The organism is Halomonas sp. TH-94 (assembly GCF_057473365.1).
Genome location: NZ_JBYCKL010000068.1, coordinates 24,320 through 38,998 on the forward strand (window position 1 = coordinate 24,320; position 14,679 = coordinate 38,998).

At 55.0% G+C, this 14,679-nt stretch carries 13 protein-coding genes; all 13 read left to right on the plus strand.

All coding sequences use genetic code 11. The features are described from left to right. Position 1 precedes the first annotated feature (1 nt). Entirely contained in the window at positions 2–268 is a 267-nt protein-coding gene (locus AC2VNO_RS13785; protein ID WP_486934657.1) for a DUF4160 domain-containing protein, read from the plus strand. Beyond that, positions 261–512, plus strand: a complete 252-nt coding sequence (locus AC2VNO_RS13790; RefSeq protein ID WP_486934658.1) for a DUF2442 domain-containing protein — start codon at positions 261–263, stop codon at positions 510–512. The genes AC2VNO_RS13785 and AC2VNO_RS13790 overlap by 8 nt, the downstream gene beginning before the upstream one ends. A gap of 13 nt (positions 513–525) precedes the next feature. Further along, on the plus strand, positions 526–801 hold the full coding sequence (locus AC2VNO_RS13795; protein ID WP_486934659.1) for a DUF2442 domain-containing protein: 276 nt from the start codon (positions 526–528) through the stop codon (positions 799–801). Continuing rightward, positions 792–1,091 carry a nucleotidyltransferase domain-containing protein gene (locus AC2VNO_RS13800; RefSeq protein ID WP_486934660.1) on the plus strand — a complete coding sequence of 100 codons (300 nt, stop codon included), beginning with the start codon at positions 792–794 and terminating at the stop codon, positions 1,089–1,091. Before AC2VNO_RS13795 ends, AC2VNO_RS13800 begins: the two co-directional genes overlap by 10 nt. 56 nt (positions 1,092–1,147) lie before the next feature. After that, positions 1,148–2,491 (plus strand): UDP-glucose dehydrogenase family protein, encoded by a 1,344-nt coding sequence (locus tag AC2VNO_RS13805; protein ID WP_486934661.1) that lies wholly within the window; start codon positions 1,148–1,150, stop codon positions 2,489–2,491. A 48-nt stretch (positions 2,492–2,539) separates the two neighbouring features. Further along, positions 2,540–3,664 carry a non-hydrolyzing UDP-N-acetylglucosamine 2-epimerase gene (wecB, locus tag AC2VNO_RS13810; RefSeq protein ID WP_486934671.1) on the plus strand — a complete coding sequence of 375 codons (1,125 nt, stop codon included), beginning with the start codon at positions 2,540–2,542 and terminating at the stop codon, positions 3,662–3,664. Between the two features lie 51 nt (positions 3,665–3,715). Continuing rightward, entirely contained in the window at positions 3,716–4,999 is a 1,284-nt protein-coding gene (gene wecC / locus AC2VNO_RS13815; RefSeq protein ID WP_486934662.1) for a UDP-N-acetyl-D-mannosamine dehydrogenase, read from the plus strand. Between the two features lie 380 nt (positions 5,000–5,379). Continuing rightward, positions 5,380–9,135, plus strand: coding sequence for a glycosyltransferase (locus AC2VNO_RS13820; RefSeq protein WP_486934663.1), 3,756 nt, complete (start codon positions 5,380–5,382; stop codon positions 9,133–9,135). Positions 9,136–9,149: 14 nt separating this feature from the next. After that, positions 9,150–9,836: an alpha/beta hydrolase family protein gene (locus AC2VNO_RS13825; protein ID WP_486934664.1), complete on the plus strand. Its 687-nt coding sequence runs from the start codon at positions 9,150–9,152 to the stop codon at positions 9,834–9,836. A gap of 6 nt (positions 9,837–9,842) precedes the next feature. Then, positions 9,843–11,744, plus strand: coding sequence for a glycosyltransferase (locus AC2VNO_RS13830; protein WP_486934665.1), 1,902 nt, complete (start codon positions 9,843–9,845; stop codon positions 11,742–11,744). Then, entirely contained in the window at positions 11,741–13,345 is a 1,605-nt protein-coding gene (locus tag AC2VNO_RS13835; protein WP_486934666.1) for an aldolase catalytic domain-containing protein, read from the plus strand. Before AC2VNO_RS13830 ends, AC2VNO_RS13835 begins: the two co-directional genes overlap by 4 nt. Continuing rightward, positions 13,342–14,034 carry an acylneuraminate cytidylyltransferase family protein gene (locus tag AC2VNO_RS13840; RefSeq protein WP_486934667.1) on the plus strand — a complete coding sequence of 231 codons (693 nt, stop codon included), beginning with the start codon at positions 13,342–13,344 and terminating at the stop codon, positions 14,032–14,034. The genes AC2VNO_RS13835 and AC2VNO_RS13840 overlap by 4 nt, the downstream gene beginning before the upstream one ends. A gap of 14 nt (positions 14,035–14,048) precedes the next feature. Next, positions 14,049–14,679, plus strand: a 631-nt coding sequence (locus AC2VNO_RS13845) for an HAD family hydrolase (RefSeq protein WP_486934668.1), incomplete at its 3' end; no start/stop codon positions are given.

Here is a 14,679-nt window from a genome sequence, read left to right on the forward strand (position 1 = left end):
TATGCCTATCCTATCCATATTCTTTGGTATAGTGGTTCGTATGTGGCATGACGATCATCCGCCGCCTCATGTGCATGTCGAATACCAAGGATTCGAGGCATTGGTCGAGATCCGCTCTGGAGAAGTGAAAGTTGGAAAACTGCCGAGAAAGGCGGCCAACATCGTCCGGGAATGGTGTCTTGAGCATCAGAATGAGCTGCTCGAAAATTGGGAGCGAGCGCAGCACTTTGAGCCTTTGGAGCGCATTCGAGGAGCAGACCATGATTAAGCTGCTTTATGTTAAGTATCTGAAAAATTTCCAACTCGAACTGGAGTTCTCAGATGGTGAGCACGGGATATTCGATTTAGCAGAATACCTGAGGGAGCATCGAGGCCCCTTGCTTGAGCCCTTGAAGAACGAAGCATATGCCAAGCGATGCTTTATCGACGCTGGGGCACTCTGCTGGCCCAATGGGCTGGAGCTATCTCCTGCTCGCCTTCATGAGCCACAGTATCTGAAAAGCGTTGCATGATAACGTTTATCACATGTTTCTCAACGCAGCGGCCGACCTCCGGGTCATGAGCGTCAGCATCGATGATGACCGTCTCACAGTGGAGCTGATGGACGGGCGGGCGATTTCCGTGCCCTTGGCATGGTACCCCCGACTGGCCAACGCCAGCCAGGCTGAGCGCGAGCACTGGGAGCTGGCTGGCGCTGGATACGGAATCCACTGGCCGGATATCGACGAAGACCTGAGTACCGAAGGACTGCTACAAGGCGCTCGTGCGCCTCGTGTGGCGACTCCACCCCCATGCGCCTGACGGATACCCAACGCCAAACCATCCAGCGGATCGTTCATGAAGAGCTTGGTGAGAGCGCCTCAGTAAAATTGTTCGGCTCCCGCCTGGACGACACCGCCCGTGGCGGAGATATCGACCTATTCGTGGAGCTTGATAAGCCCGTTGCGTACCCGGCACAGCTCTCCGCGCGGCTCAGCGTGCGGATCATGCGCGCCATGCACGGACGTAAGGTCGATGTGCTCGTGAGTGCACCGAACCTCAGCGAGCAAGGCATACACAAACGGGCCAGAGAGCAGGGCCAACTGCTGTAACGGACCATCTCACATCACTCCTACCTGCATGAACGTGCAGGACTTTAAGGAACGCAATGAACATCACCGTATTCGGGACCGGCTACGTAGGCCTGGTGACCGGCGCATGTCTCGCCGATGTCGGGCACGATGTGATGTGCATGGACATCGATCCCGACAAGATTGCACGCCTGGAACGCGGAGAGATTCCTATTTACGAGCCGGGGCTGGAAACCATGGTCAAGCAGAACATGGCGGCCGGGCGATTGCGTTTCACAACCGAAGCGGCCAATGCAGTAGCCTTCGGTAAGCTGCAATTCATTGCCGTAGGCACACCGCCGGATGAAGACGGCAGTGCAGACCTACAGTATGTGCTCGCCGTGGCCAAAACCATTGGTGAACACTTGAACGACTACAAGGTAATCATCAACAAATCCACCGTACCGGTGGGCACGGCGGATAAGGTACGTACCGCTTTAAGAGGTGCCCTGGAAGCTCGTGGCGCACCAGCCGAGTTCGACGTGTGTTCCAACCCCGAGTTCCTGAAAGAGGGCACAGCCATTGAAGACTTTTCCCATGGTGCACGTATCGTCGTAGGGACCGATTCCGATCGGGTAAAAGCGCTGATGCGCGAATGCTACGCCCCCTACAACCGCCTTCGCGACAAACTGATGTTCATGGATATTCGCGCCGCCGAGCTGACCAAGTACGCCGCCAATGCCATGTTGGCCACCAAGATCAGTTTTATGAACGAGATCGCGAACCTGGCTGAAAGGCTGGGTGCCGACGTGGAGCAGGTGCGGCATGGAATAGGTTCCGACCCGCGCATTGGCTACCACTTCATCTACCCCGGCTGCGGCTACGGCGGTTCCTGTTTTCCTAAAGACGTACGAGCCCTGGCCCGTACCGCGACACAGGCCGGGTACCAGCCCGAGCTGCTCAACGCCGTAGAGGCGGTGAACAGCCGCCAGAAGCAAACCCTGTTCGCCAAGCTCATGCAGGCTTTCGACGGTGACCTGAACGGCAAGACCATCGCCCTATGGGGGCTGGCATTCAAGCCCGACACCGACGACATGCGCGACGCCCCCAGCCGCCGATTGATGGAAGCCTTGTGGGATGCTGGTGCCACCGTGCAAGCCTACGACCCGCAAGCCATGCGAGAGTGCCGGCGGATCTACGGCGACCGTGATGACCTTGTATTGGTGGCCGACCGTATCCAGGCCGTGAAGGGAGCTGATGCCCTGGCGATCTGCACTGAATGGAAAGACTTCCGAGCCGTGGATTTCGACTGGCTAAAGCTGCAGCTCACCACGCCTGTGATCGTAGATGGCCGAAACCTGTTCGACCCAACGCGAGTGAAGCAGGCGGGGTTGCTTTATTACGCAGTGGGGCGCGGGGCTTCGTTGGCGGAGTCAGCCTAGTACTTGCAATCCTTAATTCATACATTCTAAAGCCTAGAAGACATGCCAATCAAAACTCTCTGCGTGTTCGGCACGCGACCCGAAGCCATCAAAATGGCCCCTCTAGCTCTTTCGCTGGCAGCCGACGAGCGCTTCGATGCCAAGGTATGCGTGACAGGTCAGCATCGCGAAATGTTGGATCAGGTGCTGGAACTGTTTGAACTAAAGCCTGATCACGACCTGAGCATCATGAAGCCCGGCCAGGACCTTACCGACGTAACCACAGCAATCTTGCAGGGAATGAAGACCGTTCTGGCTGAAGAAAAGCCAAATATAGTACTGGTACACGGCGACACCTCCACCACGCTTTCCACCACTCTAGCTGCCTACTATCAGCAGATTCCTGTGGGGCACGTGGAAGCAGGACTTCGCACAGGCAATATTTATTCACCTTGGCCGGAAGAGGCCAATCGCAAACTCACTGGCGCCTTGGCCGAGCTTCACTTCGCACCAACGGACCGCTCTCGGCAGAATCTGTTGGAAGAGGGCGTAGCCCCCGCCAAGGTGCATGTCACCGGCAATACGGTGATCGATGCACTGCTCGATGTGGTGCGTAAGCTGGAGGATAACCAGATCTTCCAGCAGCGTTTTGCCGAGCAGTTCAGCTTCCTGGATGCCAAGCGAAAGTTGATCCTGGTAACCGGTCATCGCCGCGAGAGCTTCGGCGACGGCTTCGAGCGGATTTGCCAGGCGCTGCACGATACGGCGATGCGCCATCCTGACACTCAAATCGTCTATCCGATGCACCTCAACCCCAATGTGCGGGAACCGGTCAATCGTTTGCTATCCGATATTGATAATGTTTATCTGATCGAACCCCTGGACTATCTGCCATTCGTCTACTTGATGAACCGTGCTTACTTGATCCTCACCGATTCCGGAGGTGTGCAGGAAGAAGCGCCCTCACTAGGCAAGCCAGTGCTGGTGATGCGCGACACCACCGAGCGGCCGGAAGCCGTGGATGCCGGTACGGTCAAGCTGGTGGGTACCGATGTAGAGCGTATCGCTAGCGAGTTGGATACCCTGTTAACCGATCAGGCGGCCTACGAAACCATGAGCTACGCCCATAACCCTTATGGAGATGGAAAGGCGTGCCAACGCATCCGTGATGCTTTGGTCACAAGCTTAAAATAACACCAGCTCTCTCTACATCTAATTTTCCTGCGTACTTCCTTGGGTGGATTGATGAACTTCAATACGATCTCCGTTATTGGCTTGGGCTACATTGGCTTGCCGACAGCCGCCGTCATCGCTTCGCGCCGCAAGAAGGTGGTTGGCGTAGATATCAATCAGCACGCCGTGGATACCATCAACCGCGGTGAGATCCATATCGTCGAGCCCGAATTGGATATCGTGGTGCGTTCAGCGGTCAAGGAAGGCTACCTACGCGCTACTACCGAACCGGAGCCGGCGGATGCCTTCCTCATTGCCGTGCCCACTCCTTTCAAAGCCGAGAATGGCAACGATCACGTGCCAGACTTGAGCTACATTGAAGCGGCTAGTAAGACCATCGCCCCGGTACTGAAAAAAGGCGACCTCGTCATACTGGAGTCTACCTCGCCGGTAGGCGCTACCGAGCAGATGGCGGCCTGGCTAGCCGAAGCGAGGCCGGACCTCACCTTCCCGCAGACCCATGGAGATGAGTCAGATATTCGTGTAGCCCACTGCCCGGAACGCGTGCTGCCGGGCCATGTGGTGCGTGAGCTGGTGGAGAACGACCGCGTGATCGGCGGAATGACGGCCAAATGCTCCGAAGCGGCAACCACCCTCTATAGAATTTTCGTGGAAGGTGAGTGCATTACCACTACGGCCCGCACAGCCGAAATGGCCAAGCTCACGGAAAACAGCTTCCGCGATGTGAACATCGCCTTTGCCAATGAGCTTTCCATCATCTGCGACAAACTCGATATCAATGTGTGGGAACTGATTCGCCTGGCCAACCGCCACCCGAGAGTCAACATCCTTCAGCCCGGCCCCGGAGTGGGGGGACACTGCATTGCCGTGGACCCGTGGTTCATCGTCAGTGAGACGCCGAAAGAAGCTCGCCTGATTCGTACGGCGCGGGAAGTCAACGATAGTAAACCGCAGTGGGTGATTGATAAGGTCAACGAAGCCGTTGGCAAATTTCTGATTGCGAATCCTGAAAAGACCGCCAAGGATGTGACCATCGCTTGTTTCGGCTTGGCTTTTAAGCCTGATATTGATGATTTGCGAGAGAGTCCGGCGATGAAAATTGCCGAGAAAATTGTAGCGCAACACCCGGGGAAAGTACTCCTGGTGGAACCAAACATTCAAGAGCTTCACGGTGAAGAACTGGCAGGCGGCATACTGGTAAATCAAGAAGTTGCTTTTGAAAGTTCCGATGTATTGGTAATGCTGGTTGATCATAAGATGTTCAAAAACCTTTTATCAACCTCGCTTTCTCACGACTATCTTATCGATAGCAAAGGGCTTTGGGAAGCAAGTTAATTTTCCTTGTTCAGGACTTCACAGCGATTTTATGAAAGGTTTTCGTAATGTCTAATCAACAAATGGATAGCCGATGGTTAAAGCAAAGAATAAAAAGTGTTTCCTATAAGCTTGGCCTCTATCCTTATTTAATGAGGGCAAGGAGGCTGGTGAAAAAGGTTTTTCGGATTATCAGGTCTCCTTTGGTAGTTTTTGATAAATTAAATGAAAGGAAGTACCGTGAGCGATTTTCGGAAATTGCTGATATTTATTACAAAAAAGGAGATATAACTGGGGCGTTGCTTGCTTTAGATGAGCTCCGTGGGAAGGGGGCTAAGTTTAACAAAAAAAATAGCGACTTATATAATACACTACAGGGTTTTACTCGAGTTAAGGACGGAGTGAGAATACCGCCTCGCCAGCCCAACCCTGGCCTGATGACGCGCTGCCAGCATCTGCTCTACTGCCTGCACCAATCGGTCCCCCACGCCACCAACGGCTACTCCACCCGCTCCCATGGGGTGGCGGTGGGCCTGCAGCAGGCGGGCTTCAAGGTGCGCGCCACCACGCGCCCAGGCTTCCCTTGGGATGCCGGTGCCAAGGGGCTGAACAAGGGCTATCACGAAGCCGAGGTAGAGGGGGTGACCTATGCCGCCTGTGCGGGCTGGAACCTCAACAAGACCCCACTGGATCATTATCTGGCTCAGGCCGCCGATCACTATCTGCGAGAAGCCCAGATTAGCGGTGCCGAGATCATCGCTGCCGCCTCCAACCATATCACTGCGCTGCCCGCGCTGATAGCGGCTCGCCGCCTGGGCCTGCCGTTCGTTTATGAAGTGCGCGGTTTGTGGGAAGTCACCCAGGCTTCCACCCAACCGGAGTGGGCTGGCTCTGAGCGCTATCAGCTGATGCGTGAGTTGGAGCAACAGGCGGCACTGGAAGCGGATCTAGTGATTACACTTACCGCAGAACTTGCGGGGGAACTGGTGAGCTGGGGCGTGCCCCGCGAGCGCATCGAGGTGGTGCCCAATGCGGTCAACGCCGAGCGCTTCCAGCCCATGACACCGGATGATGCCATTGCCAAGGAACTCAACCTCAAGCCCGGCGTGCCGGTGATCGGCTATGCAGGCAGCGCCGTGGCATACGAGGGCCTGGAGCTGCTGATGGAAGCCATGGCCACCCTCAAGAAAAATGGCCAGGCCTTTACCTTCGTGCTGGTAGGCGACGGCAAGGTGATCGATACCGTCAAGGCCAAGGCCAAGGAACTGGGCATCGAAAAGGAGTGCCGCTTTACCGGCCGGGTGCCGTTCGAAGAAGTGCCGCGCTATCTCTCCTGCATGGATATCCTGCCCATTCCGCGGCTCTCATCGGCGGTCACCGAAATGGTCTCTGCCCTCAAGCCCCTGGAAGCCATGGCCATGGGCAAGGCCCTGGTGCTATCGGATGTTTCCCCCCATGCCATCATGGCAGGGCCAAACGAAGAGCGCGCTCGCCTGTTCAAGAAGGGCAGTGCCAAGGCCTTGAGCGAAGCCCTACAGGAGCTGATCAACAACCCTGAGGAGCGCCAACGCTTAGGCCAGAACGCCCGCGCCTGGATCGAGCAGGAGCGCACCTGGAATCACGTAACACGCCGCTACGCAGATGCTTTGGAGCGCCTACGTAGTGATACCGCTGTGGCTCTCTCCACGGCGGTCTCTAGCGGTGCTAAGCGCCTAGAGCAGATCACCCTTGGCTTGATTGCAGATCAGTTCACGACCGACAGCCTGACCAGCGCCGTCAAGGTGGTGCCGCTCTCGCCGGAAAACTGGCGCGAAGAGCTGGCCATGCAGCGCATCGATGCCATTCTTGTGGAGTCCGCCTGGAAGGGTAACAACGGCCAGTGGCACGGCAAGGTGGGCTATTACAGCGAAGAGGAGTTTGCGCCGCTCAGTGAGCTGCTGGCTCACTGTCGAAAGCAGGGTATCCCCTCGCTGTTCTGGAATAAGGAAGACCCGGTTCACTTCGAGCGCTTCCGCAAGACGGCTGCGCTTTGCGATCACGTCTTCACCACCGACAGCCGGCGGATCATTCCCTACCTGGCCACCCCGGGTGCCCTCAGCCAGACCGCCAGCAGCGGCCCCTTCTACGCCTCGCCGAAGATCCACAACCTGCTGCCCTCGACCCGCGAGTGGCAGGCCACCGCAGCCTACGGGGGCACCTACTACGGCAAGCGCTACCCCGAGCGCACCGAGTACATGGACAAGATCATGAGCGCCGCTGCACCTCTGGGCCTCACGATCTACGACCGCCAGCACGACGACCCGGAATCCCCCTACAAGTACCCGGGGCCGCTGGGGGGCTATGTAGCGGGCAGCCTCAGCTACGAGGAGATGATTCAGGCCTACAAGGCCCACCCGGTGCAGATCAACGTCAACTCGGTGCTGGATTCCCCCACCATGTTCTCGCGCCGCGTGGTTGAGACCGCCGCCTGCGGCTCGCCGCTGATCTCTGGCCCGGCCCTGGGCATGAACCGCTATATGGAAGGCGCCGGGCATATCGTGCGCACCGAGAGCGACGCGGCCCAGGCCCTGGAAAACCTGCTGTATCACCCCGCCTACCGTTGGCGGGTCGCCTTGAAAGGCGCACGGGCCATTATGCGCGCCCACACCACCCAGCATCGCCTGGTGCAGATGCTGCGCACCGCCGGCGTAGTGATGCTGGCCCCCGAGCCGCCGGCCATCACGCTGCTCACCGAAGAGCTCACCAATGCGGCGGCAGAGCGACTCCTGGCCCAGACCCTGCGCCCCCAGCGCATTCTGGCCAACCAGTGGCAGGCAGATGCCAAGGCCACGCTGGAAGCCGCCGGCATTGCCTGCGACAGCCCCCAGGCCCACAGCGCCGAGGCGGGCAGCCTCTGGCTGTTGGCAGATCCCCGCGCCCTGGCGGATTTGGAGCCGGAAGACTTGGAAGACCTCGCCTGGCCGACGGCCTATGCCCCGCAAGCGCGCATCGGCTTTAACCGCAATCCGGAACTGGCAGAAGGCGAGTGGCCCGGCGTGGCACTGGAGAATCACCCCATCGATGCCGGGTTACAGCTGCTGCGCCCCAACACCGCCATGCCGGCCAGCGACCTTACCGGCTGGGCCGCCCAGCAGCCCGCCCTGGCACTGCGCAAGCCGCCGCAAGATCACGAGCAGGCGCCCAACGTCGCGCCCAAGAAGACCGTGGTGATTGCTGGCCACGACCTAAAGTTCATCAAGCCGTTCTACCCCTACTTCACCAAGGCGGGCATTCGCCTGCTGCTGGACTTCTGGACCGGCCACAACCAGCACAACGAGACCGCCAGCAAGCGCCTGGTACGCCAGGCCGATACGGTGTTCTGCGAGTGGACCCTGGGCAACGCCATCTGGTACGGGAAGCACAAGCGGGAAGGGCAGAAGCTGATAGGAAGGCTGCACCTGCAAGAGATCGATCACGCCCTGTTCCAGAAGATCCCCTTCGAGGCTTTCGATACGGTGATGTTCGTCGGGCCGCATATCCTGCGCCAGGGGATCGCCAAGAACCCGGTGCTCAAGAAGAACGGCGTGGTGGTCTATAACGGCGTGGATGTGGACAGCTTGCAATCTGTACCGCGCAAGCAGACAAACGGCAAGGTGCTGGGCTTTGTGGGCATCGTGCCGCAGCGTAAACGCTTCGATCTGGCCCTGGATATCCTGCGTGAGCTGCGCAAGGAAGACGACGGCTACATTCTGAGGGTCAAGGGCAAGCGGCCCGAAGAGTACCCTTGGATGGCCAACCGCCCCGAGGAAATGGCCTGGTATGAAGCCCAGTATCGGCGCCTGGAAGAGGACCCGCTGCTGAAAGGGGCGGTGATCTTCGACCCCCACGGCAACGATATGCCCGAGTGGTATGCCGGTATCGACTTTGCGCTCTCCACCAGTGACTTTGAAAGCTTCCACTTCACCATTGCCGATGGGGCAGCGGTTGGCTGCACGCCGATTATCCTGCCTTGGGAGGGAGCGGATGAGATCTACCCCAAGGAGTGGGTGTATCCGGATACTAAGGCGGCTGCTGAGGGGGTAAAGGCTGGCTCTAAAGAGCAGGATAGCATCGAGGGATTTGTGGCGACGTCTTTTGATATAAAAGTGATTTCAGACACGTTTTTACGGCTGGTTTAGAGCAGGGGAATAGGTTGGAAACTGAAAAGGTTGAGCTTGAGATTAAGGGTCGGGGTTTTGAGTTCTATTTTACTCCTGCCGACGAGGCCAATAGGCCAATTTTATTTATATTTCATGGTCATGGGCATAATGGTGCTCCGTCAGCGTTTAAGAGCCCAAACTGGAATGTTGTTTGCCCTATGGATAATTACGGCTACGAGGGGCTGGGCTCATGGTATTTAGGTGAGCATGGAGATTTGTTCTGGCTGGATGCAATGCCAGAAATACTGCGTTATGTGAGAGAAAGGGCTGGTAAAAGTCGACTCTATATGTGGGGTTCGAGTATGGGAGGATATGCAAGTATTCTTTATGGCCACTTACTGGGCGCGCATGCTATATATGCAAACGTTCCACAAACAGTTTTGTTAGGCTCAAAGTATTCTGACAACGGCATGAAAAGGTTTTTTTTACATATCCTGAGAGGGCCTGAAGAAAAATACAATGATCTTAATAAAATCTTAGTAAGAAGAACGTCTTGTAAGTACTTTTTGTGTTTCAATCAGCTTGAAGGATCTGATTATTTTTCAGAGCAAGGCCTTGTCTTTATAAATCATCTCCATAGTTTTAAACAGCCAATGTATATTGAGGTTAGGCCGCAGTCTGCTCATGGGAAAAACCACGGAGTCTCTGAGGCGATTAAACTATTTAAAAGGTTTTCATAATAAGCTATGGATATAAATAAATTCTTTGAGGAAAATTTTTATTACGAGTCTTCTAGGCCTGATGATGTAAAAGATGTAATTTCAGTGGCAAGAATGCTGATAAAAGAAAAAGATCTTATGCCTTCTTATAAAGCATCGGCACAAGTTGTTCTGGCATATAAGTTGATAGAAACAGATGGGTGCATTGATGATGATCTCTATTTAGGGATTTTGAGTTCAAAAAAATATTTCGAAAAATTCTTGCCGGATAATAAAGAGCCGTCCGGGGGTATTAGGGAGGATGGAAAGCAAGTTTATATATCCTTAATTACAGTTTTGTGGCAGGTTTGTTTTTATATTAAAAGATCGCCTTATCCATATTTGGTTGAGCTGAAGGCTAGCGTTGAAAGTTTTGAGTTAAAAAAGGCTTCTTATCAGCAGAATTTGTCCAGAGGGTTGCTGGTTCTTGCGTACTCTTACTATTTGCTGGGAAATACAGAAGCTTCGTTAAAAACAATTAAATTGATGTACGAGCAGTATTTGAATAGCGTGAAGGCACTTGATGCAGGGTTTCTAATTGGCTCTAGTCACTTCGGTGACTTAATGAAGTCTCATGGCTGTGTTCAGGCAGCTCTTGCAGGTCATGAATTTATTAAAAAGAAAAGGTTTAATTACAAGTTGTGGTCTGATAAAGGGGTAGCTAAGCTAGCATTTAGAGTTGATTGTGGTGTCAGGAGTTTTTCAAAATTCTATCAAGATTTTGGGGGGTTAGGGGTTGATAAACAACCAGAAACAGGAAGTCAGCGAATAGTTTGCGTGGGTATTAGGTATTCATTATATCAGCCTGGGTCAGCTAGTCTTCACACATCCTCCAAATCAGGAAGTGACGAAGAATATAAAAGATCTTTGTTTTCTAAAGATCGAATGGAAGCAAGAGAGAAAATATTTAAATCTATAACCTTGCCTTCTTTGGAAAAGTTAGCTGGTTCTAACTCCGACTCAAATTTAAAATTTTTAGTTGTGCTTGCTATTTCGAAAGTGATGCCAGAAGAGTACAAGGAAAGGATTTACAAACTCGCATCTAGTCGCCCCTTTATGGCAGTAGTTGAGAAGGATGAGCATGAGACAGATGTAAATTGCGCGATGGAAGAAGAAATAAGTAAAATCGCCAATGATAATGGTGCCCTGATAGCTTCTGTTAGGCTTGACGATGATGATGCGCTTTCTCTGAATTGGTTTAACTCTGTTGTAAAAGAATTAAGTCATGAAAATGTTGGTAAAATTCTTACATTTCCTCATGGCTTGGCAGGTTTTTATCACAGTGAAAAGCAGGCTTTCATTGGGATCACTGAGTTTTACAGCGAAAACATTGCTCTTGGTCTTACTTCTGTGGTTTTCTTTGATGGAGAGGATTTTTCTCATAAAGGAATATATGGTCGTGGGAGTCATGTTGGAGTTGACTCTGTTGTTGTTAATTCTGATGGGTATGCTTATCTTAGAGTTATTAATTCGTTCCGAGATAAAAATTATAAGTCCGGCGGGTTTTCAGATCGTTTAGCTAAAGATTTCGCTAGCTATCTGAAGCTATGGCCGCGAGTTAGCGTCGATTTATACGACATATTTGGTGTTGGGGTTAAAGTTGAGGAATCGTCTATTTTTTTTGCTAAAGCTGAGAAGAATGAAAATTCCTTGGTGGTGTCGGTCGATAAAAATTCACTTCCGCTTAGTCTGGGTGTCTATGAGGTAGCGCTTTATTTTTATAATAGCGGAAAGATTTTAAAGAAAATGCCATATGACCAAGGTGGTCGGTTTGTTGTTGAAGATAAAGAGCTGCTAAGTTCCTGTGATAAAGTGAAGATTTTTGTTAGAAGTGTGGGTGGCCAGTTCCGGGCATCGAAAAAAATATCAATTGAGAAGGCTGTTTCATGAATTTCCTAGACTGCACCTTCCGCGACGGCGGTTACTACAACGCCTGGGATTTCTCCACTGACCTAATCCACCAATACCTTGAGGCCATGCAGGCCGCTGGGATCGATGTGGTGGAGCTGGGCTTTCGCACGCTGAAAAACCAAGGCTTCCAGGGCCCTTGCGCCTTCTCCACTGATGAGTTTATCCGCAGCCTGACGATTCCGGCTGGACTGACGATTGGCGTGATGGTCAACGGCAACGAGCTGGTGGGTGAAGTGCCCCAGCAGGAGGCGCTGGAGCGGCTGTTCCCCAACGCGGCAGCGGATTCGCCCGTGGACTTGGTGCGGATCGCCTGCCACGTGCATGAGTTCGAGAAGGCGCTGCCGGCGGTCACCTGGCTGAAGGAGCGTGGCTATCAGGTCGGCTTCAACCTGATGCAGGTGGCGGATCGCACCGAGGAGGAGGTGAAGGCGCTCGCTCGTCTGGCTAAGGCCTACCCGATGGATGCGCTCTACTTCGCCGACAGCATGGGCAGCATGAGCCCGGATCAGGCGGCGCAGATCATCCAGTGGTTCCGCAGCGAGTGGAAGGGGCCCATGGGCATCCATACCCATGATAACTTAGGTCTCGCGCTCTCCAACACCCTGCGGGCGCTGGACGAGGGCGTGACCTGGGTGGACTCCACCGTCACCGGCATGGGCCGCGGGCCGGGCAATGCCCGCACCGAGGAGCTGGCCATCGAAATCGCCGAGCGGCGCGGCAAACCGGTCAACATGGTGCCGCTGATGGTGCTGCTGCGTGAGCACTTCAAGCCTATGCAGGCCCACTACGGCTGGGGCACCAACCCCTACTATTACCTGGCGGGCAAGTACGGCATTCACCCTACCTATATCCAGGAGATGCTCGGCGACTCCCGCTACAGCGAGGAAGACGTGCTGGCGGTGATCGAGCACCTGCGAGTAGAAGGCGGCAAGAAGTTCAGCCTCAACACCCTAGATGCGGCACGCCACTTCTACCGTGGCGAGCCCAAAGGGCAATGGTCACCCAGGGAGCTCTTTGCCGGGCGTGAGGTGCTGCTGCTGGGCACCGGCCCGGGCGTGGCCCGCCACGGTGGGGCGCTAGAGCGCTATATCCGCGACCATCAGCCGCTGGTGCTGGCCCTCAATACGCAGAGCGCCATTGATGCCGAGCTGATCGATCTGCGGGTCGCCTGTCACCCGGTGCGCCTTCTGGCGGACTGCGACGCCCACACGCGCCTGCCTCAGCCGCTGATCACCCCCTACTCCATGCTGCCGGCGGATGTGCGTGACTCGCTGGCAGATAAGGAGGTTCTGGATTTTGGCCTGAACGTCCAGGCGGAGTGCTTCGAGTTTTCCGAGACGCACTGTACCGCGCCCACGTCACTCGTCATGGCCTACGCCTTCGCCATTGCCGCCAGCGGTGGGGCGCGTACACTTTATCTAGCTGGCTTCGATGGCTATACGGGTGAAGATCCGCGCAATACGGAAATGAACCGCGTGGTGCAGCAGTTCCAGGAAGCCAACGACACGCTTCCCCTCATCGCCATCACGCCATCGCGCTACGATGTTATCAAGCAAAGCGTGTACGGGATGAACGCATGACAGACAAGGTGACCTGTTTCCTGCCCTGTCGTGCCGGCAGTCAGCGTGTGGTAAGGAAAAATATCAAGCCGTTTGCCGGCTACGAAAACGGCCTGATTCAGATCAAGCTGCGTCAGCTGCTTGCAGCGGAAGAGATCGACGAGGTCGTCCTGACCACCAACGACGCCGATATTCTGGCCTATGCGGAATCGCTGGATGAGCCCCGCTTGCGCCTGCATCGCCGCGTCGAGGAACTGTCGTCCAGCGCGACCAGTACGGATCAGCTGGTCGCCCATGCGCTTGAGCTGATCCCCGAGGGTCATATTCTCTGGACCCATGTGACCTCACCCTTTATCACCGCGAAGCACTATGACGAGGTAATCCGGATCTACAGAGAACAGCGCGAACAGGGCTACGACTCCTTGATGACCACCACGGCGATTCACGGGTTTCTCTGGCAGGATGAGCAGCCCATGAACTATGACCGAACCATCGAGAAGTGGCCACGTACCCAAACCCTGGCACCGGTGCATGAGGTGAACAGCGGTGCCTTCTTGGCCCCTGCCGACCTTTATCGTGAGCTGGATGATCGTATTGGCCGGCGGCCCTATCTCTACGCCATGGACAAGTTCATCAGTTTCGACATCGACTGGCCCGAAGACTTCGTGATCGCAGAGTGCCTGGTAGAAAAGGGTCTGGTGACGCCATGAGTCAGAGAGTTTCCGTGACCGACTACACCACCCTGGTCTTCGACTGCGATGGCGTCGTTCTCGATTCCAACAAAGTCAAGACCGAGGCCTTCTACCAAACGACCTTGCCCTATGGAGAAGCCGCCGCCCAGGCCATGGTCGATTACCACGTCGCCAATGGTGGGGTGTCGCGCTACAAAAAGTTTGCTCATTTCTTGGAACAGATCGCAGCTGATCATGCCGAGCAGCGGAATCGAGCCGAGCAGGGTCCCAACTTGGAGGCGCTGCTGCAGGCCTATGCCGGGTATGTGCGGGAGGGGCTCTTGAGTTGCGATATGTCCCCGAGACTCGAGGCGCTGCGACAGCAGACGCCCAACGCCCGCTGGTTGATCGTTTCCGGCGGTGATCAAGCCGAGCTGCGCGACGTATTCGCCCAACGCGGTATCGTTGAGTGGTTCGACGGCGGCATCTTCGGTAGCCCCGACACCAAGGATGAGATCCTGGCCCGTGAGCTGAGTTCTGGCAACATCCAGCATTCCGCGCTCTTTCTCGGCGACAGTAAGTACGATTATCAGGCAGCCAGTGCAGCTGGGCTGGATTTCGTATTTCTGAGCGGCTGGAGTGAGGTTGAGCGCTGGGAAGCGTGGGTCAAACAAAAGAAAATCA